Here is a 22,772-nt window from a genome sequence, read left to right as displayed (position 1 = left end):
CGAGGACCTCCCCCGCCGCTCGTCAGAGCGTGCGTGTGATGCTGATGCCATGACTGGTCGATCCGACATCGTCGTCGTCCGCTGGCCGGGTCGGCGCGGTGCCACCGAGGACGGGCCGGCCCGGCTGCTGACCGCCTACCATCTGCGGACCCAGGCCGAGAAGGGCGAGGCCGTCGCCGACGCGGCCGGGCTGCCCGACCGGTACCGGGCGGAGATCTCGGACCCACGGGCGGCGTTCCACGACGATGTCGTGCTGCTGGCGCTGAGCGGTGACACCCCTGTGGGCTGTGTCGTGGTCACCGCCGCCGTCGGGGGGCGGTCGGAGATCAAGCGGCTGTGGACCGATCCGGACTTCCGGGGACGCGGCATCGCCTCCCATCTGATGAGCGCCGCACTGGCGCACGCCGAACAGAGCGGAGTCGGCACGGTTCGGCTCTCCGTATGGAAGTGGCGCACGGGCGCCATCGCCCTGTACGAACGGCTCGGCTTCGAGATCACTGAACCGTGGGACGCGCGGGACGAGTTGGTTTGCATGGAGCGCACCGTGTGAGTGGGCGCCGGGCATCGTCCCGCCCATGCCGACGGACCACTACAGGTCCGCTTCGGTGGTGCGCCCCAGGTAGGTCACGGGCCCGGGGTCCGGCACCCGGATCTCGCCGAAGCCGAGACGGTCGTAGAAGGCCCTGGCCGGAGTGTTGGACGTGAGCATGGACAGATCTCGCTGGGGGTACGCGGCGGACCGTCGAGCGCCGGGAAGCGCTTCTCGACCAACGGCAGCCACTTCTCGCGGAACGCTTCGACGAACTGCGCCGTGTTCGCGGTACCCAGGATGTAGCCGACCGCTTGGCCCGTGCCGTCGTCGATCACGAAGGCCAGATCGGGTTCGAGGTGGACGGGCGTCCGGGCGAACTCCGGAACGGGCAGCGGCTCTCCGTCGGGCAGGCCGGCGAGCCACTGGCGGAGCCGGCGGAGGGCGGCAGCCATGGTGGTGCCCGGCGCGGGGATGCGGACTCGGTAGGTCTGCCCGGCGGCGAGGGAGCGGCGCAGCCACACGCCGAAGCGCTTGCGCTCCTCGGAAACACCGAAGCGGATCCAGGTCTCCTGGACGGTGCAGTCGGTGGCGAGGGCGAGCAGGCTGCGACCGGCGGTGTCGTAGAGGCAGCCGACGGGTGCGGATCGTACGAGTGACAGGCCGCGCCATGCCGACCAGTCGGCATGGCAGGGTGCACTCCCAGCCGGCGTCGGGGTGCCAGAAGCCCGCGGCGTCGCCCAGTGGGGCGTCCAGGCGCAGGGTCACGGTGCCGTCCGCCGTTGCCGTCACAAGAGCCTCGGTCCCGGCAGCGCCGTCGTGCGACAGGGTCAGGGTGGCACTGTGGGCGAGGGTGTGCAGGCTGATTCGTGTGTCGCCCACATCGAGGGTGTATTCGCCGTCTTCCCACTGGCTGGGGTCGAAGGCGGACAAGTCGATGGAGTGGATGGACATGGTGTCCACGGAGGGGACCTCTCTGCGGGACGCGAGTGGGGCGTCCTTGTGGTTGGCTGCCGCGCTTGGAGGTCGCCGGCCGGCGGTTTCCTGCCGGCGTCAGGCGGTCTGTGGTGTGAGGGAGTGGAAGGGCCGTCCGTCGAGCGTCCAGTGCAGGTCGGGCGTGATACCCAGGGCGGCGTAGACGTGGGCGGCGACATCGGCGTGGCGGAGGCTGTCCGGTGGGGTGGTGGAAGCGATGCCGGGGCCGTTCGCAGCGATCCAGGCGGTGCGCTCCAATGTGCTGCGACCGCCGTGGCCGCCTTCGTCGCGGTGGCCGTGGTCGGTCACCACGATGGTGGTCCACTCCTCGGACCGGGCGTCGGGACGTTCACGTACGGCGGTAAGGAGCTGTCCGAGTTGCCGGTCGGCGGTCTCGATCGCGCTTCGGTACTCGGCTCCGCAGGCGAGGAAGTGGGCGGTCTCGTCGACGGCGCCGAGGTAGACGAAGGAGGCGTCGAGGTCTTCGCCGGAGCTGAGAACTCTTACGGCTTCGTCGGTCACGCTCTGGTCGCATTCCTCCCAGCCCTGCGGGGTGTCCTCGCGCGGGGCGATGTAGGCGAGCCTGCTCGGGGCCGCGAAGACCGGGCCGCCCTGCCGGGCCAGGAACAGGGGTTCCCAACCGCCGGCCGCGAAGGTCCGCTTCCCCCGCTCGGCGGCCAGCCGGGTGGTGAAGTCGGGGAACACCTCAAGCCGATTTCCGGTGAAGTTGTTGCCCCAGACTCCGTGCTTGGCCACGCCGACGCCGGTGACGATCGTGGTCCAGCAGGGGCCCGACATGGTCGGTGTGTCGTCGTCGATGTGGACGGGCGCGAGGAAGCCGGCGTTCGCGAGTTCGTCGAGGTTGGGCGTTTCCAACATCGGCAGCAGATCGAGGCGAACGCCGTCGATTCCGACGACCAGGACGCGGGGTGTGGGCATGTTCTCGGTTCCTTCGTGGGTCGGGCAGAGAAGGGGGCGGGGGTCAGGCGGTGCGGCGCAGCCGGATCAGGCGGCTGGCGTAGTCGCCGGCGGGCAGCTGCAGGTCGATGCCCCGGCGGGTCAGGACGGCGCCGCTGTGGGTGATGCCCTCGTCGATGTCGAGGTAGCGGGCCGCGGGGTCCAGGGCCGGCAGGGCGAGCTCGGGGGGCTGGTGGCCGAAGCGGGTTGCGGGGCGCCAGGCAAGGACGGCGTGTTCGGTGTCGTCCTGGGACGCGTAGTGCACGGCTGTCACTCCGTCAAGGCCGTGGAGGCGATGCTGGCGGCCGTGCTGGACCAGGGGGCGGATCTGCTTGTAGCGGATGACGAGCGCGGTGGCCTCGTCGAGCTCCTCCTCGGACCAGGCGGTGAGGTCCCCACCGAGGCCGAGAGCTCCGGCCATGGCGACGTGGAAGCGGAACCGGAGAGGGGTGGTGCGGCCGGTGGTGACGTTGGGGCTGTCGGTCACCCAGGCGGCCATGGCCTGGGCGGGGAAGAGCTGGCTGAAGCCGTGCTGGATGCTGATCCGGTCGACGGGATCGGTGTTGTCGGAGGTCCAGGCCTGGTCGGTGCGGGCGAGGATGCCGAGGTCGGCCCGTCCGCCGCCGCCCGCGCAGGCCTCGATGCGAAGGCCGGGGTGGTCGGCGCGGAGGCGGTCCATGATCCGGTAGACGGCGCGGGTGTGGTCGATCCACAGCCGGTCGGGGTCCAAATGGCCGGCCCATCCGGCCTCGGTGACGGCCCGGTTGGCATCCCACTTGAACCAGTCGACGTCGTGGTCGCGCACCAACTGGTCCAGAGTCCGATGGGCCCAGGCCTCGACGTCAGGGCGGGCGAAGTTCAGCATGAGCTGGTTGCGCAGTTCGGTGGCGTCCCGAGTCGCTGAGTGGATGACCCAGTCGGGATGGGCACGGTAGAGGTCGCTGTCGCGGTTGACCATTTCCGGCTCCACCCACATTCCGAAGGCCATGCCCAGGCGGTGTACTTCGTCGGCCAGTGGGCGCAGCCCGTCGGGGAATGCCTCGGGCCGGGGTGTCCAGTCGCCGAGGCCCGCCCGGTCGCTGGTACGGCCGCCGAACCATCCGTCGTCCAGGACGAAGAGTTCGGCGCCCAGACGTGCGGCCAGCCGGGCCAGGTGCAGCTGGCCGGGCTGGCCGACGTCAAAGCCGGTGGCTTCCCACGAGTTGTAGACGACGGGCCGGTCCTGGTCGGGGGCGGGCAGGACGCTGGTGCGTATGTGGGTGTGCCAGGCGCGGCTGGCGGCGCCGAAGCCGTCGGGGGTGTAGAGGCCGGCGAAGACGGGTGTGTGCAGGCTCTGGCCGGGCTGGATGGTCCAGCTGAGTCCTTCGTGGCCGAAGCCGCCGGTCCAGGTGGTCCGGCCGACCGGGTCGCGGTGCACGGTGATGCGCCAGCTTCCGCTCCAGGCCAGGGCGGTGCTCCAGATCTCGCCGTGTTCCTCGTCGGCAGTGCCGTCGTCAAGGGCGAGCCAGGGGCTGGCGTGGTGGCTGGTGAGGCCGCGGCGGCTGGTGAGCACGGTCTCGGCGACCGGGACCCGGTCGCGCTGTAGCTGGAACTCGCTGTTCCAGCCGCCCACGAGGTGGCTGAGCCGGTAGTCGGGCAGCGCCGGTAGCGTCCAGGAGGCCGAGTCCAGCCGGTCGACGGTGATGGGGCCCGAGTCGTCGGCTCCGGTGTGGGTGAGTTCCACCCAGCGCTCGATGACGTCACTGCCGGGGCGGACGCGGTAGCACAGTTCGGCGGCCAGCGGGTAGCGGCGGTCGTCCAGGTGCAGGCGAAGCTCCCCGTCCCGGACCGTGTGCCCGGTAAAGGACCACTGGGCGCCGCGGGTGCCGTCGGCGAACCGCACCTGGAGGCCGGCCGGCCCGAACCGAGCACCGGTCTGCGGGGCCAACTCGTCCGGGGCGGGGTCTGTCTCGAAGCTGCTCGCGGCAGGTGAGGTGGCCGCGGGCAGTCCGCCGAGGGCGTCGGTGTCGAGCATTTCCCCCCAGTGCAGATGCCGGGGGCTGCCGTCGGCGCCGATGCGCACGGCGTAGACGCTGTTCGGGGTCCGCAGGACCACCAGCCCGCGGGTGGGGTCGAAGGAAACGGATGAGGGCGTGGGAGGCACAGGAGATCCCGAGGGGTGTCGAGCGTCGGTGAGGACCGGGCGGCCGACCATGGCGAACAACGTTGGAAGCGCCCGGAGTTGGGCCAGAGCGTAGGACTGCCCGGGCGGGAAAATCAATACTGGACGAAGTTATTTATTTGCCGGTAGGTTGCCGCCGTGTTTCCAAACCACTCGCGACCACTGGTCACCGCACCGGCCGAAACCGCCATCCTCGCCCTGCTGTTGGCCGAGAGCCCGCTCAGCCGGGTGGAGCTGGCCCGCCGGACGGGCCTGTCCTCGACCGCTGTGACCAAGGCCGCGCGACCACTCATCGACGACGGCTACCTGCACGAACTCCCCCCGGAGCGCACCGCCCCAGGGGCCGGACGCCCCGTGAACCCGCTGGCCGTCACTCCCGACCGGGAGTTCGTCGTCGGTGTGAAGATCAGTGCCGACACCCTCTACGGCGCGGTCTGCGACCTGCGGGCCCACATGCGCACCACCGCCAGCCGACCGTTGGGCGACCGCGACCCGGCCGCCGTGTGTGGGCTACTGGCCGACCTCGTCGCCGAACTTCTCGACGCGAAGCCCGAGTACCGGGCCCGCACCCGGCACCTGGGCATCGCGGTCTCCGGCGACGTGGACCGCCCCTGCGGGCGTGTCCGCTACTCCGCGCTCCCCAACTGGCGCGACGTTCCGCTGGCCGATACCCTCGCCGCGGCGACCGGCCTGAGCGTCACCGTGGAGAACGACGTCAAGGCCATCACCGCCGCCGAGCACTGGTTCGGCGAGGGCATCGGCACCGAGTACTTCGCGCTGGTCACCATCGGAGCGGGGATCGGTTCCGGGATCGTCATCAACGGTGAGCTGGTCGCCGGAGCGTACGGCGTCGCCGGAGAGATGGGGCACATCAGCATCGACCCGGCCGGGCCACAGTGCCACTGCGGCCAGGTCGGCTGCGTCGAGGCCATCGCCTCCAGCGATGCCGTCCTTGCCGCCATCCGCCGCGCCACCGACGACCCGGACCTGGACTTCGACGGCGCCGTTCAGCTCGCCCGTGGTGGAAACCCTGCCGCGCAGGGCGTCTTCGCGAGGGCGGGCCACGCCATCGGCGTCGGCATCGCCACCCTTGTGAACCTCGTAGGTCCCGAGCGCGTCGTCGTCACAGGCGAGGGGCTCGACACCTACGACCTTTTCGGAATGCACATCAGGGACGCCTACGAAGCGCACTGCTTCAAAGCAGCAGCGAAATGCCCGCTGACCCTGCGTCCGCTCCCCTGGGAGGAGTGGGCCCGCGGCGCCGCCGTCGTCGGCATCCAGGCCCTCTTCCCCTGAGCGAGCGTCACCATCCCGTTCGCCGGCCCAAGCTTCCGGCGCAACCGATGTCCATCACCGTCTGCCAACTGTGAATGCCGGACACCGGCTGCGCCGGACAACAACACGTACACCCAACCCTCTCAACCTGAAGGACGCGAAGTGAGCGCACGGAGCTCCAAGCTTAGTCGCAGAGGATTCCTCGGCGGATCCATCCTGTTCGTCGCGGGAGCGGCGGTGGGCTGCAGTACCGACCCGACGGGCGGCGGCTCCTCCGGGGCGAAGACCACCCTGAACGTCTGGTCCCACGCCTACGGCGAGGCCGGCACCCAGCAGGCCCTCACCCGTTATGCCACCGCGTTCACCAAGGCCAACCCGGACATCGCGGTCAAGGTCACCTGGACCCCTGGCGACTACTCCGCCAAGCTCAACGCGACCCTGCTCACCGACTCCGCCCCGGACGTCTTCGAGATCGGCGACTTCAACGAGAGCTTCGCCCGGCAGGGCCAGATAGCCGAGCTGGACGACATCTACGGCAGCGCAAGGTCCGACTTCAACCCGGGCGCCCGCGAGATGGTGACCGTCGCCGGCAAGCTCTACGGCGTCAAGACCCTCGACGACGTCATGATGCTCTACTTCCGGAAGAGCGTGCTGTCCAAGGCCGGCATCACCCCGCCCGACAGCTTCGACGCGCTCGTCGACGCGGCCAAGGCCCTGAGCTCCAAGAAGACCAAGGGGCTGTTCGTCGGCCAGGACGGTCTGGGCGACAGCGCCATCCTGTCCGTGTTCTCCAACGGCGGCGACCTCGTTACCCACGACGGCAAGGCGGCCTTCGGCTCCGCCCAGGCCGCCGAGGCCGTGGCCGGGCTCAAGCGCCTCCACGACGACAAGTCCCTGCTGCTCGGTTTCACCACCGACTGGTGGGACCCCTCGGCGCTCACCCAGAACGTCGTCCCGATGCAGTGGGGCGGCCTCTGGTCGATGCCCGCCATCAAGACCGCGCTCGGCGACGACTTCGGCGTCCTGCCCTGGCCCGCCTTCAAGTCCGGCGGCAAGCCCGCGGTCCGCGTCGGCGGCTGGAGCACCTGCGTCAACGCCAAGGGCAAGCACGTGGAAGCGGCCAAGAAGTTCGTCCAGTGGCTCTGGGTCCAGCAGACCGACCTCCAGACGGACTGGTCGCAGAGCTACGGCCTCCACATCCCGCCGCGCAAGTCCGTCGCCGCCACCGCCAGCAAGCTCACCCAGGGCCCCGCCAAGGAGACCGTCGAGCTGGCCGCCAAGTACGGCAGGAACAACCCCAGCACCTGGAACAAGACCGTGAGCGACCTCTTCGCCGCGGCTGCGGCGAAGATCGTCAACGGGCAGGGCGATGCGGAAAAGCTCCTGGCCGACGCGGCCAAGCGGGCCCAGAGTGACATCGACAAGCAGCGCGCATCATGACGTCCGCGCCTCCATCCACGCTTGACCACGAGCGTGTCGGGTGCCCCGCGGCTGAGCCGCGGGGCACCGCCCCCCTCCGCCGTTCCCGCACGGACTGGCGTGCCTGGGGAGCGTTCGCGCTGCTCGCCGGACCCCTGCTGATCGGCCTGGGCCTCTTCAAGTACGTCGCCATCGGCTGGAGCTTCCTGCTCAGCCTCAGTGAGGCCCGCGGCACCATCTCCCTGGGACACTGGGTCGGCCTGGACAACTACCAGACGCTGCTCTCCGATGCGGTGTTCCGCAAGTCGCTCGGCCAGATCCTGCTGTTCACGGTGTTCATCGTGCCGCTGACGTTCGCCGCCTCGCTGGGACTGGCGCTGCTGGTGCACCGGATCCGGCGCGGCCGGGCCGTGCTGCGCACCGCCTTCCTGATCCCGGCCGCCGTCTCCTACGTCGCAGCCTCCCTGCTGTGGAAGATGAGCCTGTTCAACGGGTTGCCGAGCGGCATCGCCAACACCCTCGGCGGCTGGTTCGGCATGGACGCCCAACCATGGCTGCAGACCACCTCGCCGCCGCTGTACTGGGTCGCCCTCGTCACCCTCCGCCTCTGGCTCCAGGTCGGCTTCTACATGGTGCTCTTCCTGGCCGGGCTCCAGGCCATCCCCAAGGAGATGTACGAGGCCGCCGCCCTCGACGGCGCCACCGGCCTGCGCCTGCTGCGCAGAATCACCCTGCCGATGCTGCGCAACACCTCGGTGGCCGTCCTGATGCTGCAGTTCATCGCCGCGTTCCAGGCGTTCGACGAGTTCTACAACCTGTTCAACAGCGGGCAGTCCGGCGGGTCGGGGGCCCCGGTCCGAACCCCGCTGGGCTATCTCTACGACACCGCAATGGGTTCCCAGAACTACGGCCTCGGGTCGGCCGGAGCCTTCGTGCTCACCGCCCTCATCGTCTGCGTGACCCTGATCCAGGGCCGGATCACCGGCTTCGGAAAGGGTGAGGAGTGAGCAACATGACAACCGCCCGACACCTGCCGCAGGTGCTGCGCCGGTCCGTGCGCGGCGTGCTGGCCGGCCTGCTGACGGCAGTGTTCCTGGCGCCCTTCTATCTGATGCTGCGTAATGCTCTGATGGACACACAGGGCCTGACGTCACCGCACTGGACCTGGTGGCCGTCGACGATGCACTGGGACAACTTCACCTCGCTCTTCAGCGATCCCACGCTGCACATGGGCCAGGCCCTCGGCAACTCGTTGCTGATCGCCGTGATCACCGCCCCGGTGTCGACGCTCCTCGCCTCGGCCGCCGGGTACGCCCTCGCGCGGATCCCGGTACCCGGACGGGGCGTCCTGCTCGCCCTGGTGGTGGCCACGCTGATGATCCCCGGCTCGGTGACGTTCGTCCCCACCTTCGTCGTCGTGGGCTCCATGGGCGGGGTCAACACGTTGTGGGGAATCATCGCACCCGGGCTGTTCAACCCCTTCGCCGTCCTGCTCTTCCGTAACTTCTACCTCCAGTTCCCCAGCGAGATCGAGGAGGCCGGACGCCTGGACGGGCTCGGCTGGCTCGGCCTCTACCGCCGGATCGCGTTGCCGTCGTCCGGAGCGATGCTCGCCTCGCTCGGCGCGCTCGCCTTCATCGACAGCTGGAACGCCTTCCTGTGGCCGCTGGTCATCGGGCAGGACCCGTCCTCGTGGACGGCCCAGATCGCCCTGTCGACCTTCCTCACCTCACAGACCGTCAACCTGCCCGGACTGTTCGCCGGAGCCGTCGTGACCATCGCACCACTGGTGGCCATGTTCCTGGTCGCCCAGCGTTACATCGTCGAAGGCATCGCCACCAGCGGACTCAAGGGCTGAGCCGCACCTGACTCCGGACCACCGGTCCGGGCCGCACCACCTGAAGATCCAACCCCCACACCCACCCCACCCTTGGAGGGGACCATCATGAGATCCGATAGGTCGGCTCCCGCCGTCAGGAGATTCTTCTCCCGAATCCTGCCGGCCACGGCAGCCGCGGTCACCCTCGTCCTCGCGGGAACCACCGGCTCCGTCGCAGCGCCCCCCAGTGCCACCGACACCGCCACTCCCATGACCGGACCGCAGTTGGCAGCCTCCTGGACGGCGCCGCTGAGTACCCGCGGGCGGTACATCGTCGATGCCAACGGCAACCGCTTCAAGCTGAAGGCCGGCAACTGGGCCGGTGCCCAGGGCACCTGGGAAGGCAGCGGCGACGTCAACGACCCCGCGAACCACCAGGCGGACCAGATGTCGCACAACCTCCCGTTGGGCCTGGACCGCGCGCCGATGACACAGATCATGGCCGACTTCCACGAGCTCGGGCTGAACAGCATCCGGCTGCCGTTCGCCAACGCGATGATGCGCGACACCACGGTGGTACCGGACTCCGCGGTCGCGGCCAACCCGCAGCTGAAGGGCAAGACCCCGCTGCAGGTGTTCGACGCGGTAGTGGCGGCCCTGACCGCCGAGGGATTCGCGGTCATCCTCAACAACCACACCACCTCCTACCGCTTCTGCTGCGGCCTGGACGGAAACGAACGCTGGAACAGCGGCCAGTCCGCCCAGCAGTGGCAGGACGACTGGCTCTTCCTGGTCAACCGCTACAAGGCGAACAAGCGTGTCGTCGGCGCCGACCTGCGCAACGAGATCCGCCGCGACACCTGGGACGACCCCAACTGGGGCTGGGGTGACGACCACGACACCTACGCGGCCTTCGAGCTGGCGGGCACCCGCATCCTGCAGGCCGACCCCGACATGCTGGTCATCATGGAGGGCATCAACTGGTACGGCATCCCGCTGGACGGACTGGACTACGGCAGGCCGATGCTGACGCCGGTCCGTGAACTCTCCAACACCCTGATCACCTCGGGCAAGCTGGTCTACGCCGCGCACTTCTACGGCTACACCGGCCCGAACTACACGGGTGCCGACAGCGGACCGGGGCACACCAACGACTGGCCGTACGAGGACTTCCCGCTTGAAAAGCTGAAGCAACTGGTACACGACGAAGCCCTGTTCGTCACCCAGTCCGGCCAGCACTTCACCGCCCCCGTCTGGATCAGCGAGTTCGGTGCCGGCGGCCGAGGGTCGCAGGACACCAAGGAGAAGACCTGGTTCGGCAACTTCACCGACATCCTGGTCGAGAACGACACCGACTTCGCCATCTGGCCGCTGGTCGGATGGACCGGTGCCAATGGTGCGCCGCAGGACACCTGGGCCCTGATCTCCTACGACACCGCCGGCAAACGGCAGAGCCTCAGCGACTCAGGTGACTGGCGGTCCGCCGACTGGAACAAACTGGTCAACGCCTCGGGAACGACCGGTCCGGTCGCACAGGTCGACCACTGGAACATGCTCGACCTCGACTTCCGCGACCACAACGTCTCCTCCCGCATGCTCGCCCAGGGCGACTGGAGCCCCGGCTATCGCAAGGGCAACTGCCCCGACAGCCAGCGCCTGACCGGTCTCGGCCGCAGTGACAAGCGCGGCCTGTGCACCGACGCGAACCAGCCCGCCAAGGGGACCGGTGACTGGGTGGCCGTCCATGACGAGCGCTACGTCACCCACGGCGACTGGGCCTCGGGCTACAACAAGCTCCAGTGCCCCGACAACACCTTCGCCGTCGGCTACAGCGTCAGCGGCAACTCCATGGCCGGCCTGCTCTGCGCGCCGTCCGCCGCACCGCTGCCGCTGAACGGCCGCAACGTCTGGTTCGACCAGGGCAACAACCGCCCGGCCACCGGCGGCTCGGTCGAAAGCGACTGGGCTCCCGGCTACTACAAGGGTCAGTGCGCCGACAACGAGTACATCGCCGGTGTCGCCTTCACCTGGAAGTGGAACCACGGCGGCGTCCCCGACGCACTGCTCTGCCGCCCGCTGAGCTGACCCACCTCCACCAGCTCCATCAGTTCCATCAGTTCCATCAGTTCCATCAGTTCCATCAGTTCCATCAGTTCCATCATCGAGGAGACCACGGCCATGCCCCGACTCGAGGTTGCCGCAGACGGCTTCCGTCTCGACGACCGACCGCTGCGGATCATCTCCGGCGGGCTGCACTACTTCCGGATCCATCCGGAACAGTGGGCCGACCGGCTTCGCAAGGCGCGCCTGATGGGACTGAACACGATCGAGACCTACGTCCCATGGAACCTCCACTCGCCCCATCCGGGTGAGTTCCGGCTGGACGCAGGTCTCGATCTTCCCCGATTCCTCGATCTGGCCGCCGCCGAAGACCTGCACGTGCTGCTCCGCCCCGGCCCGTACATCTGCGCCGAGTGGGAGGGCGGCGGCCTGCCCTCCTGGCTGCTCGCCGACGAGGACATCGAACTGCGCAGCCGCGACCCGCGCTACCTGAAGGCGGTGGACGACTACCTCGGCGCCCTGCTGCCGCCCGTCCTTCCTTACCTCTCCACTCGTGGCGGCCCGATCCTCGCCGTGCAGCTGGAGAACGAATACGGCGCGTACGGCGACGACTCGGGCTACCTGAAGAATCTGGCGGAGCTGCTGCACCGGCACGGAATCGACGTGCCGCTGTTCACCTGCGACCAGCCCTCCGACCTGGAGCGTGGCAGCCTCGACGGCGTCCTGCGCACCGTCAATCTCGGCAGCCGGGTGGACGCCGGGCTCGCCGAACTGCGCAGGCATCAGCCGTCCGGGCCGCTGATGTGCAGCGAGTTCTGGATCGGCTGGTTCGACCGCTGGGGCGGCACCCATGTCACCCGCAGCACGGCCGACGCCGCGGCGGACCTCGACCGGCTGCTCGCGGCCGGCGCCTCGGTCAACATCTACATGTTCCACGGCGGTACCAACTTCGGATTCACCAACGGCGCCAACGACAAGGGCACGTACCGCGCCACCGTCACGTCGTACGACTACGACGCGCCTCTGGACGAGGCCGGCGATCCCGCCCCCAAATACGCCGCCTTCCGCGAGATCATCGCCCGGTACGCGCCCGTACCCGAGGAGCCGGTACCCGCCCCCGCACCCAAGCTTGCCCCGGCCGCCGTGGAACTCACCGCATGCGCCGGCCTCCTGGACCAGTGCGAGCGGCTCGGCAGCGCGGTGCACGCCGACCGCCCGCAGGTCATGGAACAGCTCGGCCAGTCCTTCGGATTCATCCTGTACGAGACGGCGCTCCCGGCGGCCGGGCCGGCCGTCCTCCGCATCGCCGAGGTGCACGATCGCGCCCAGGTCTTCGTCAACGGTCAGCCGGTCGGCGTCCTGGAACGCGAGAGCCATGAGCACACCCTCGCCTTCCACACCCCCCGGCGCGGCGCGCAATTGGCCGTGCTGGTGGAGAACCAGGGCAGGGTCAACTACGGGCAGGGCATGCACGACCGCAAGGGCCTGCTCGGCGAGGTCTCCGTCAACGCACTGGCCCCGGACGGCTGGTACAGCCGGTCGCTACCTCTCGACGATCTGGGCCGGCTGTCCTTCACCGCGTTCGATCCCGCCTCGCCCCCGGTCGGCCCCACGTTCCACCGTGGACACCTGGACATCGAGCAGCCGGCCGACGGCTACATCGCCCTGGACGGCTGGACCAAGGGCCACGTCTGGATCAACGGCTTCGCACTCGGCCGGTACTGGTCCCGAGGACCGCAGACCACTCTCTACGTCCCCGCACCGATCCTGAATGCCGGCCGGAACGAGATCACGGTCCTCGAGCTGCACGGCTCCACCACCCGCACGGTGGAACTGCGGGGCACTCCAGATCTGGGCCCCATCGAGGACTGACGTCCGCGACACCGGTCGGTACGCCTCAGCCGGTGGACCGACCGGCCACGCCGACACGAACCGCCAGAGGGACCGAGAATGCCCCAGCACCCTGCCGGTGCCCATGACACCGCCGCCCCGGCCGGATCCCCGGCAATCTTGTGGCGACAGGCCGTCATCCACCGGCTGTACCCGCGCAGTTTCGCCGACGGGAACAGCGACGGCATGGGCGACCTCCCGGGCGTGCGCAGCCGGCTGTCGCATCTGAAAGAGCTCGGCGTCGACGCCCTGTGGCTGAACCCCTTCTACGCCTCCCCACAGACCGACGTCGGCTACGACATCGCCGACCACCGTGCGGTCCAGCCCACGCTCGGCACGCTGCTTGACGCCGATTCCTGACGGCCGGCCGGCCGCAACCAGATCCACCGTCCTCCACCGACGACAGAGGAATCCATGCACAGCAAGCAACGCCTCACCGAGCAGCGGCTCGACCGGGTGCTGAACCAGCGCATCCGGCCCGCGGTCCACGCCCGTCCTGTCCCGGTCGAGATCGCGATCTGGAACGTGCCGGGCGAGCCGGTCCCCGTGTCCGACGGTCTGGCCGCACCGTACGAACCCGTGGCACTCGGGCACAGGTGGGGGCCGCCCTGGTCCACGAGCTGGTTCAGGATCAGCGGCAGGGTTCCGGAGGAGTGGAACGGCCTGCGGGTCGAGGCAGTCATCGACCTCGGCTTCGACGTCACCGGCGCGGGCTTCTCCGCCGAGGGTCTGGTCTACCGGGCGGACGGCAGCGTGGTGAAAGCCCTCAACCCCCGCAACGCCTATATTCCGGTCGCCGACCCGGCGGTCGGCGGCGAGGATTTCACCTACTACGTCGAGGCCGCCGCCAACCCCAACCTGGTCGATGACCACATCCCGTCCCGGACCGGGGACCGGCCCTCCTGGATGACGGGAGTCGGCTCCGAGAGCGCACCCTTGTACCAGCTGCTCCGACTGGAGTTGGCGGTCTTCGACGCGCAGGTGTGGGAACTCGTCCACGACCTGGACGTCCTCGGGGGGCTCATGCGCGAACTGCCCGAGGCCGACCCGCGCCGCTGGCAGCTCCTGCACACCATCGAGCGGGCCCTGGACGCAGTCGACCTGCAGGACATCGCCGGCAGCGCCACCGCCGCCCGCGAGGTGCTGCGTCCGGCGTTCGCCGCCCCCGCGGCCGCCAGCGCCCACCGCATGTCCGCCGTCGGACACGCCCACATCGACACCGCCTGGCTGTGGCCGCTGCGCGAGACCGTCCGCAAGGTCGCCAGGACGCTCTCCAACGTCACCCATCTCATGGACGACCACCCGGGCTTCCTCTTCGCCATGTCCCAGGCCCAGCAACTGGCCTGGCTCAAGGAGCACCGCCCCGAAGTCTACGGCCGGGTCCAGGAGAAGGCGAAGAAGGGGCAGTTCCTCCCCGTCGGCAGCCTGTGGGTGGAACCCGACACCAACATCACCGGCGGCGAGGCCCTCGCCCGGCAGCTGATCCATGGAAAGCGCTTCTACCTCGAGGAGTTCGGCGTCGAGACCGAGGAGATGTGGCTGCCCGACACCTTCGGCTACAACGCGGCCATGCCGCAGCTGATGAAGCTGGCCGGGGTCCGGTGGTTCCTCACCCAGAAGATCTCCTGGAACACCACCAACAAGTTCCCGCACCACACCTTCTGGTGGGAGGGCATCGACGGCACCAGGATCTTCAGCCACTTCCCGCCGGTCGACACCTACAACGCCGAGATCACCGGCGCCGAACTCGCCCATGCCGTCAGCAACTTCCAGGACAAGGAGGCAGCCAACAGCTCGCTGCTCCCGTTCGGCTACGGAGACGGCGGCGGCGGCCCCACCCGGGAGATGCTGGCCCGGGCCAAGCGTCTCGTCGACCTGGAGGGCTCGGCCAGGGTCGTCATCGAGAGACCTGCGGACTTCTTCGAGCGGGCACATGCCGAATACGCCGACGCGCCGGTGTGGCAGGGGGAGCTGTACCTGGAGTTCCACCGCGGCACGCTGACCAGTCAGCTGAGGACCAAGCAGGGCAACCGGCGCAGTGAGCACCTGCTGCGAGAGGCCGAGCTGTGGTCTGCGACCGCCGCCGTGCGCACCGGATTCGCGTACCCTTACCAGGCCCTGGACCGGCTCTGGAAGACGGTCCTGTTGCACCAGTTCCACGACATCCTGCCCGGCTCCTCCATCGCCTGGGTGCACCGGGAGGCGGAGCAGACCTACGCCGCCGTCACCGCCGAGCTGCGCGCGATCACGGACGCCGCCCAGCGCGCCCTGGCCGGCGAAGGCAACCTGCCCGTGGTCTTCAACGCCGCCCCGTTCGCCCGCGACGGTGTCCCCGCCCTCGGAGCCACGCTCCGGACCCGGCCGCCGGGCCGACCCGTCGCCCCGGTCCCCTGCCGGGACGGTTTCGTGCTGGACAACGGCCTGGTCCGCGTCCGGATCGATGCCCAGGGCCTGGTGACCTCGGCATACGACATCGCGGCCGAACGCGAAGCGCTGGCCCCCGGCGCCGCCGCCAACCTACTTCAGCTGCACCAGGACTTCCCCAACGAGTACGACGCCTGGGACATCGACGCTTTCTACCGCAACACCGTTCACAACCTCCTCGACGCCGACTCGGTCAGGGCAGAGGAAGGCGGTGTCCGGATCGTGCGGACCTTCGGTGACTCCCGCATCGAACAGCTGGTCTCCCTCTCCGAAGGCTCCCGACGTCTGGACATCGACACCGAGATCGACTGGCACGAGAAGGAGAAGCTCCTCAAGGCCTCATTCCCGCTCGACGTGCGGGCCGACCACTCCAGTGCGGAGATCCCCTTCGGACACGTCCGGCGCCCCACCCACACCAACACCAGTTGGGACGCCGCCAAGTTCGAGATCTGCGCCCACCGCTTCCTGCACCTCGGCGAACGGGGGTGGGGGGCGGCTGTGGTCAACGACTCGACCTACGGGCACGAGGTCACCCGAGACGTCCGCGCAGGCGGCGGCACCACCACCACCGTCCGGCTCTCCCTGCTCCGCGCTCCCCGCTTCCCCGACCCGGATGCCGACCAGGGCCACCACCGCCTGCGCTACGGGTTCGTCATCGGCGCCGACATCGCCGACGCCGTCCGCGAAGGCTACGCGTTCAACCAGCCGGAGCGCAGCCTCCCCGGCTCGGCCGAGGTCCAACCGCTCCTCACCGCGGACAACGAGGCCGTCGTCATCGAGGCGGTCAAACTTGCCGACGATCGTTCCGGCGACATCGTCGTACGCCTCTACGAGGCCCACGGCGGACGCGCACGAACCGTTCTGACCGCCGGCTTCCCGCTGGCGTCGGCGGCCGAGACTGATCTACTGGAGCGCGAACTCGACCCGCGCGAGAACGTGGACGCCGTACAAGCGGACGGCCGAAGGGTGCGCCTGGCACTCCGCCCGTTCCAGATCCTCACTCTCCGGCTGAGGCCCCGGACGGGTGACTGACCGAGGCCCTCCGGGACGGGCCGTCTCCACCGTCAGTAGCGTGCTGGTGGGATCTCACCCCGCGAGGGTGCCACGGTATCCGGAGACCTGCTGACTTCGTAGGGACATCCCAATGTTGTCGCCAAACAACTTCCGGGACGGTCAGTAAGGTGGCAACACTCTTCGTCACGGATCAACGCCCGCAGCACGTTCACTCGACGGCCGGCGAGCGCGAGCAGGACCTGCTTGTGGCCGTTGCCCCAGGCGCGGTGAGGTCGGCCCGGAGCGCCCTGCCGGCATTGCTGCCGGCGGGCTTCCCCGGACCATCTCCCGAACCCGACGCACCCACTACCGGGCACCGGACTCTCCACAAGTCCCGTTGGACGGCCTCGGGTTCCGAAACCCGTGGCCGGCCAGGGCGAGGGAATACGTGTTCCCCGGCAGCGGTAGCGCGTCGTGCGTACCATCGTCGGATCGAACAGTGCGATCTCCCTATTGGTTGGCCACCATCTGCCGCTGCAATAGTCAGGGCGGTGTCGGCGAGCAGCGGAGAGAGGATGCCGGCCATAGATCCCCGGGGCCAACGACCTTACAAATGATCAGCCAACCCACGACCAAAAAAGGTAGGACCGCCGTGCCTGTACTCCCCGCCGCAGTCCTGTTCGACATGGACGGCACCCTGGTCGACACCGAGCACCTCTGGCTCCAGGTCACCGCCGAACTCGCCGCCGGCCTCGGCCACACCCTCACCGAGGAGGACCTGCCTGAGGTGCTCGGCCGCGCCGTCGGCCACACCGCCGCCCATCTGCACCGCATGACCCGGACCAGCTTCACTGCGGATACCTTGGCCGAACTCCTCAGCGACGCGTTCAGCAGCAAGGTCGCCGCCGAGGTCGTCCCCCGGCCCGGCGCACTGGCGCTGCTCGCCGAACTGTACGACGCCGCCGTGCCTACCGCGCTGGTCTCGGCCTCTCCCCGCCGCGTAGTAGACCTGGTCCTGGACAGCCTCGGCGATCACTGGTTCACCGTCACCCTCGCCGCCGAGGACACCGAGCGCACCAAGCCCGACCCTGACCCCTACCTGGCCGCCGCTGATCGACTCGGGCTGGACCCTTCGACCTGCGTGGCCGTCGAGGACACTCCGACCGGGGTCGCCTCCGCGCGCGCCGCCGGCTGCTCGGTGGTGGCCGTTCCCTCCAGCGTGCCGATCGCCGAGGCCGACCGGATCACCCTGCTGGACAGCCTCAAACAGGCCGACCTGGCGCTGCTTTCCGCGCTGACCGTGCCGACGACGCAGACCGCCTGATGCCGTCACCCACTGCTCGCGCTCGCATGTTCGCGAGAACCTGGTTCCACCAGGAATCAGGTGTGGTTCGCCTGAATGGCCTACAGGGTTTCCGGTAGGCCGGGTGGTCTACGCTCGTCCGGTGGAAAGGCGCCGCATCTCCGGGGAACCTCACCGCATATAACGCGCACCAGAAAAATACCAGGTCAGGAGCCCGTCGCAGCCGGTTCGAGGATGGCGACGCACTCCACATGATGCGTCATAGAAATCACGTCACCGGAAGCGGCATAGCAAGAACCAGCAGGTCAGATGCAGTCTCACGCTCACGGGAAGTGACTTCCACGCACTCGGAGCGTCATTCGAGCGTCACGGCCGAAATGGGTCAGCCTCGCTCGAACACCCTTTCCGCCCCGTCGCGTCCCCGCACCGGCGCGGCCACCCACCACATCGACCACAGGTCTGCCCATACGGCACCCGACCCACCGGGAACTTCACGCTTTGCGTACCCAGAACAAACCCCCGTGAACAACCCCGGCCAGGGTCGACGAAGCACATAGGGGCACCCCCAGCAGCACTCGGCAAACCGGAGGTGCCGACCGTCCGGTGGGGACGGCTCAAACGGTGAGGTTGCGCAGCCGCGCCAGGACGGCTTGCCGCTCCTCGGCGCCGTCGCTCCAGCCCTGTGCCCAGGCGAGCGCCGAGCCGCCCCCCGACTCCCGCAGGTGCGGGTCGGCTCCATGACACAGCAGCAGCTCGACGAGTGGCAGGTTGGCCTTGGCGGTGGCTGCGGCGAGTGGCAGTCCGCTGCGCCACCCCCGGGATTCGGCGTTGGGCGAGGCCCCGGCCGCCAGGAGCAGCTCGGCACAGCGGTTTTCACCTTGGACGGCGGCGAGATAGAGCGGTGTGGCTCCGTCAGGGTCGCGGGTGTCGGGATCGGCTCCTTGGGCGAGGAGTCGCTGGAGAAGGGCGACTCGTCCGTCACCGGCAGCCGCGGCAAGCCGCTTCGGCAGCTTCTTACGCTTTCTGTTGTTCACGTGTTTTGTCAATCCCCTGATTTCGTAGAGACCTTGGTTATGCAGCCTGGCCCTGGTGACGGGTGTGGCTGCGTGCTTCTCGGATGGTGTTCTCGAACGTGATGGGTGACTGCCCGCCAGCCGCGCTGTGGCGGCGCCTGGTGTTGTAGAAGTCCGTGATCCAGGTGGCGATCCTCAGCCGGGCCTCGGCCCGGGTGGTGAAGCGGTACCGGTGGACGTACTCGACCTTCAGTACGGAGTGGAACGACTCCGCGGCAGCATTGTCCAGCGCGGACCCGACGCGCCCCAGGGATTGCACCACGCCCCAGCGGCTGCACAGTTGCCCGAACGCCTCACTGGTGTATTCACCAGGTTCAACCAGTGGATGCAACACCGGCTTATTTCATCGATAGTAGATGGTCGTTGAGGGCCTCGGCGGGCGTCTTCCAACCGAGGCTCTTCCGGGGCCGGCTGTTGAGCGTGGCAGCGACCGCCTCGATATCCTCAGCCGCCCATCGAGAAAGGTCAGTTCCCTTCGGGAAGTATTGGCGCAACAGGCCGTTCGTGTTCTCGTTGGTGCCGCGCTGCCAGGGGCTGTGCGGGTCGGCGAAGTAGACCGGGATGCCGGTCTCGATCGTGAACTGGGCGTGTGCCGACAGCTCCTTGCCGCGGTCCCAGGTCAGCGACCGCCATAGTTGCCCGGGCAGGGTGCCGACCGTTGCTGCCAGCGCGTTCTTCATCGTCACCGCTCCGTAGCCGGCCAGCGGCGGCCCGTTCTTGGTGCGGGGAACCGTGCCGTAGCCGTCCTCGCGGGGAAGGTGGACGAGCACCGTGAACCGGGTGGTGCGCTCGACCAGCGTGCCGATCGCCGACCTCTCCAGTCCGATCAGAAGATCGCCCTCCCAGTGTCCCGGAACGGCCCGGTCGTCGGCTTCGGCCGACCGTTCACTGATCAACACCTCGGGCGTGACGTGGGCCCACGACGTCCGCTTGGACCGAGCTCGGGGCACCCGCAGGGCCCTGCCGGTGCGCAGGCAGGCGACGAGCTCGCGCTTGAGCGTTCCCCGGCCTTCGATGAACAGGGCCTGATAGATCGCCTCGTGGCTGATACGCATGGACTCATCATCGGGAAAGTCGACCTTCAGCCGGTTCGCGATCTGCTCCGGACTCCACGCCATGACCCACCGGCGGTCGCCGCGGTGCGGCTTGTTCCTTCCCTTCCACCGCGGCCCCTCTGGCCCCATCATCGTCCCGTCGGGGCGGCTGACCTGGCCGGAAAGCCTTTCCTGTACGTAGTCGCGCAACCGGTCGTTGGCCGCCAGTTTCGCGGTTTTCGGGCGCCGGGCCACCAGATCGGCCTTCCACTGGGCGACCGAAGCCCTGTAGTCCAGCCAGCCGCCACGAGTCGCGGCGTTGCGCCTCAGTTCCCGGGACACCGTCGAAGGATCACGGCCAAGACGTCGCGCGGTCTCCCGGACCCCGATGCCCTGCGCTTTCAGGATCGCGATCTCTTCCCGCTCGTGAAAGGACAGGTACCGGCCGGACTGCGGAGCAAGATCCATTGGTGGCATGCCGCCACCGTGGCGGAACCATCTTCCCCCCGCCGCTTGGGATACGCCGACCGAAGCTGCCGCCTCCTCCGGGAGCAGTCCCTTCGCGATCTCCCGCCAGAACTGACGTTCCGCTTCCCGCCGTAGCGCCGGCGCACCTGGTGACTTCATCGGCGAACGCCCGGTCAACGCTGCCATCCACCCTGCTGGCCTGCCCATCAACATCTCCGAGGACGAGGTGTTGCAACGACCGGTTGAATCCGCCTTCCGAGCCGCGGTCGGTGTGGAAGACGAAGCCGTCCACGTCGCCGCCCCGGGTGGCGACGGCCATCTGCAGGGCGGCGCTGACCAGGGATGTGTCGTGCCGGGGTCCCATGGCGTAGCCGAGGGCCCGGCGGGAGAACGCGTCGTGGACGCTGGCGAGGTAGAGCTTGCCCTCACCGGTTTCGATTTCGGTCATGTCGCCCCACCACAGCACATCCGGAGCGACCGCGTCGAAGCCGCGCCGGACCAGGTCAGGGGCGGCCTTCCGCTTCCCGGGCTGGGTCAGCGAGCGGCGCCGGCGGGGCGGCTTGCGGCCCTGCAGGCCGAGCTCGGCCATGATCTCGGCGACCGTGTTCTGCGACACCTGCCAGCCCTCCTCCCACAGATCCAGCGTGATCCTCGGCGAGCCGTAGGTCCGGCCTGACCGGTCGAAGAAGTAGCGGATCCGCTCGGCCGGCGCCTGCCGCCTGACCTCGCGTTGCGTCGGCTGGGCGGGGCGGCGGCGCCACTTGTAGAACCACGCCTCCGACACGCCGAGCGCTCGGCAGGAGGTCCGGTACGGAATCTTGTGCTCGGTCTTCTGGTCGCTGATCACCCCGACGACGGCCGCCGGGTCCGCCTCAGCTACTTCACCCACAAGACCATGCAGCGTTTGAGGACATCGCGCTCCATCCCCAGCTCCTTGACGTCCCTCTTCAGCTGGGCGTTCTCCCGACGCAGCCGCGCGAGCTCCTCGCTCTCGCCCGTCGGACCGGCCCCACCGGCCCTGCGGGCCCGCGACACCCAGCTGGCCAGCGTCGTCTCATTTATCCCCAGGTCCTTCGCGACCTGGGCGACCGGCTTCCTGGTCTCGGTCACGATCCGCACAGCCCCTCACGGAACTCCGCGTCGAACTTCCGCCTCTTCTCCGCCATGACTCCCAACTTCCCCTGCAGTCAGGGTCTCTACGCTACGAGGGAAGACTCAGTCATCGGCTCGCGCAGCTGCGGCAGGCGTTCGAAGAAGTGGTCGCGAGCAGGACGGTGTACCGCAACCTTCCTCCTGCCTTGGTGTATTCCGCCCGCAGGTCGCGCGTTCCGGCCGGTCAGTTCTCTGCGTCGGCGGTGCGCGCCGTGAATCTGATCGCGTCCTGACTGGGCGGCGCGCCGAAGAGACGCCGGTACTCCCGGCTGAACTGGGACGGGCTGTCGTATCCCACGCGGTACCCGATGTGCGCGATGTCTGTTGGATGCGCGGCCAGAAGAAGCCGAGCCTTATGAAGTCTCATCTTCTTCTGGAACTGGATGGGACTCATTCCGGTGACGGCCTGGAAATTCCGGTAGAAGGCGGAAGTGCTCATCCCGATCAGCTCTGCCACGTCGTCCACCCGGAACGGCTCTCTGTAGTTTTCCCGAATCCACTGCACGGCTCTGGCGATATGGGAGAGCTTGCTGTCCGCGAGGCCGATCTGACGAACCGTCGCGCCCTGCTCACCGGTGATCAGGCGCCACAGGATCTCCCGCTTGATGAGGGGGGCGAGCATGTCCCTGTCCCGCGGCTGGTCGAGCAGGCGCAGCAGTCGCACGGCGGCCTCGAGGAACTCGTCGGAGGCGTCACTGACGGCGAGAGCGGGTGGCGCGGTGCCGTTCTGCGCAAAGCTGCGGGGAGCGGCCTGCAGCATCACCTCGGCGACGTCCGAGGCTTGCAGGAGCAGGCCGAGACCCAGCGCCGGCCGCTCCGGGGTGGCCTCGACGAAATGGCCGGTGACGGGCAGGTCGACGGAAGCGACCAGGTACTGCCCGGCGCGGTACTCGTACACGTACTCGCCCAGCGCAAGACGTTTGGCGCCCTGAGCGATCAGCGCCATGACGGTACCTGTCATGGATGCATGAGGTGCCTGCGACTCCGCGCGGCCGATCCGCACGTGCTCGATGGCGGTCGTTCCGTCGGGTCGGGCGTGACGGGTCAGCAGAGTGCGGAGTTCGTCCAGCAGCATGGACCGATTGAAGCATTGCGAGTGAGGAAGGGTCCAGCAATCGAACCTCTCCGACTCATGTGAAATCACAAGGAGGATCGTGCAAGGCTCCGCCCCTTTTAGGCAAGGCAATTCTCCGGCGGACTGGTTGAATGTCCGGAGTCTCTGAGGCCCTGCTATTCGGG

General features: G+C 68.7%; 18 protein-coding genes and 2 pseudogenes. 11 read left to right on the top strand and 9 right to left on the bottom strand.

Translation table 11 applies throughout. The annotated features are described in order from the left end of the window. The first annotated feature begins 49 nt into the window (after positions 1-49). Entirely contained in the window at positions 50-550 is a 501-nt protein-coding gene (locus OG953_RS39075) for a GNAT family N-acetyltransferase (RefSeq protein WP_405690434.1), read from the top strand. 39 nt (positions 551-589) lie between these two features. Here OG953_RS39075 and OG953_RS39070 read toward each other — a convergent pair. Continuing rightward, positions 590-909: pseudogene (locus tag OG953_RS39070) on the bottom strand (GNAT family N-acetyltransferase); the annotation flags it as partial. Here OG953_RS39070 and OG953_RS39065 point away from each other — a divergent pair. Then, positions 844-1,188 (top strand): hypothetical protein, encoded by a 345-nt coding sequence (locus OG953_RS39065; RefSeq protein ID WP_405692494.1) that lies wholly within the window; start codon positions 844-846, stop codon positions 1,186-1,188. The pseudogene OG953_RS39070 and the gene OG953_RS39065 sit on opposite strands and share 66 nt — an antisense overlap. A gap of 394 nt (positions 1,189-1,582) precedes the next feature. Here the strand turns inward: OG953_RS39065 and OG953_RS39060 are convergent, their stop codons facing one another. Together OG953_RS39060 and OG953_RS39055 are read right to left on the bottom strand one after the other, a co-directional pair. Further along, positions 1,583-2,443: an alkaline phosphatase family protein gene (locus tag OG953_RS39060; protein ID WP_405690432.1), complete on the bottom strand. Its 861-nt coding sequence runs from the start codon at positions 2,441-2,443 to the stop codon at positions 1,583-1,585. A gap of 43 nt (positions 2,444-2,486) precedes the next feature. Next, positions 2,487-4,604 carry an alpha-galactosidase gene (locus tag OG953_RS39055; protein ID WP_405690430.1) on the bottom strand — a complete coding sequence of 706 codons (2,118 nt, stop codon included), beginning with the start codon at positions 4,602-4,604 and terminating at the stop codon, positions 2,487-2,489. 156 nt (positions 4,605-4,760) lie between these two features. Between OG953_RS39055 and OG953_RS39050 the strand changes: the two genes are divergently transcribed. The 9 genes and pseudogenes from OG953_RS39050 (at position 4,761) to OG953_RS39010 (ending at position 17,827) form a co-directional block, all read left to right on the top strand. After that, positions 4,761-5,918: an ROK family protein gene (locus OG953_RS39050; RefSeq protein WP_405690428.1), complete on the top strand. Its 1,158-nt coding sequence runs from the start codon at positions 4,761-4,763 to the stop codon at positions 5,916-5,918. A gap of 141 nt (positions 5,919-6,059) precedes the next feature. Continuing rightward, the gene (locus OG953_RS39045; protein ID WP_405690426.1) at positions 6,060-7,337 is read left to right on the top strand and encodes an ABC transporter substrate-binding protein; all 1,278 of its coding nucleotides are present in this window, start codon (positions 6,060-6,062) and stop codon (positions 7,335-7,337) included. Further along, positions 7,334-8,323: a carbohydrate ABC transporter permease gene (locus tag OG953_RS39040; protein WP_405690424.1), complete on the top strand. Its 990-nt coding sequence runs from the start codon at positions 7,334-7,336 to the stop codon at positions 8,321-8,323. Before OG953_RS39045 ends, OG953_RS39040 begins: the two co-directional genes overlap by 4 nt. Positions 8,324-8,328: 5 nt before the next feature. Further along, positions 8,329-9,174, top strand: coding sequence for a carbohydrate ABC transporter permease (locus OG953_RS39035; protein ID WP_405690422.1), 846 nt, complete (start codon positions 8,329-8,331; stop codon positions 9,172-9,174). A gap of 87 nt (positions 9,175-9,261) precedes the next feature. Continuing rightward, a complete protein-coding gene (locus OG953_RS39030) occupies positions 9,262-11,220 on the top strand; it encodes a glycoside hydrolase family 5 protein (protein WP_405690420.1) in 1,959 nt (652 codons plus the stop codon). A gap of 93 nt (positions 11,221-11,313) precedes the next feature. Continuing rightward, positions 11,314-13,068, top strand: a complete 1,755-nt coding sequence (locus OG953_RS39025) for a glycoside hydrolase family 35 protein (protein WP_405690418.1) — start codon at positions 11,314-11,316, stop codon at positions 13,066-13,068. Between the two features lie 78 nt (positions 13,069-13,146). Next, a pseudogene (locus OG953_RS39020) lies at positions 13,147-13,443 on the top strand (alpha-amylase family glycosyl hydrolase); the annotation flags it as partial. Between the two features lie 57 nt (positions 13,444-13,500). Further along, the gene (locus tag OG953_RS39015) at positions 13,501-16,542 is read left to right on the top strand and encodes an alpha-mannosidase (protein ID WP_405690416.1); all 3,042 of its coding nucleotides are present in this window, start codon (positions 13,501-13,503) and stop codon (positions 16,540-16,542) included. 613 nt (positions 16,543-17,155) lie between these two features. Beyond that, complete coding sequence (locus tag OG953_RS39010; protein ID WP_405690414.1) at positions 17,156-17,827, top strand: HAD family hydrolase; 672 nt, start codon at positions 17,156-17,158, stop codon at positions 17,825-17,827. Positions 17,828-18,420: 593 nt separating this feature from the next. Here OG953_RS39010 and OG953_RS39005 read toward each other — a convergent pair. From OG953_RS39005 to OG953_RS38980, 6 genes are all read right to left on the bottom strand, one after another. Further along, a complete protein-coding gene (locus OG953_RS39005) occupies positions 18,421-18,840 on the bottom strand; it encodes an ankyrin repeat domain-containing protein (RefSeq protein WP_405690412.1) in 420 nt (139 codons plus the stop codon). 37 nt (positions 18,841-18,877) lie between these two features. Beyond that, positions 18,878-19,141 carry an integrase core domain-containing protein gene (locus OG953_RS39000; protein WP_405690410.1) on the bottom strand — a complete coding sequence of 88 codons (264 nt, stop codon included), beginning with the start codon at positions 19,139-19,141 and terminating at the stop codon, positions 18,878-18,880. Positions 19,142-19,217: 76 nt separating this feature from the next. Then, positions 19,218-20,381: an IS30 family transposase gene (locus tag OG953_RS38995; RefSeq protein ID WP_405691598.1), complete on the bottom strand. Its 1,164-nt coding sequence runs from the start codon at positions 20,379-20,381 to the stop codon at positions 19,218-19,220. After that, the gene (locus OG953_RS38990) at positions 20,266-21,270 is read right to left on the bottom strand and encodes an IS3 family transposase (RefSeq protein ID WP_405690407.1); all 1,005 of its coding nucleotides are present in this window, start codon (positions 21,268-21,270) and stop codon (positions 20,266-20,268) included. Before OG953_RS38990 ends, OG953_RS38995 begins: the two co-directional genes overlap by 116 nt. After that, the gene (locus OG953_RS38985; protein WP_352271737.1) at positions 21,258-21,491 is read right to left on the bottom strand and encodes a transposase; all 234 of its coding nucleotides are present in this window, start codon (positions 21,489-21,491) and stop codon (positions 21,258-21,260) included. Before OG953_RS38985 ends, OG953_RS38990 begins: the two co-directional genes overlap by 13 nt. Positions 21,492-21,717: 226 nt before the next feature. Further along, entirely contained in the window at positions 21,718-22,608 is an 891-nt protein-coding gene (locus OG953_RS38980; protein ID WP_405692319.1) for an AraC family transcriptional regulator N-terminal domain-containing protein, read from the bottom strand. Between the last annotated feature and the right edge of the window lie 164 nt (positions 22,609-22,772).

Source organism: Streptomyces sp. NBC_00057 (assembly GCF_045041165.1).
In the GTDB taxonomy this organism is placed as follows: domain Bacteria; phylum Actinomycetota; class Actinomycetes; order Streptomycetales; family Streptomycetaceae; genus Streptomyces.
The sequence above is the reverse complement of the archived record's forward strand: the minus strand, read 5'-3'. Positions and strand labels throughout refer to the sequence as shown.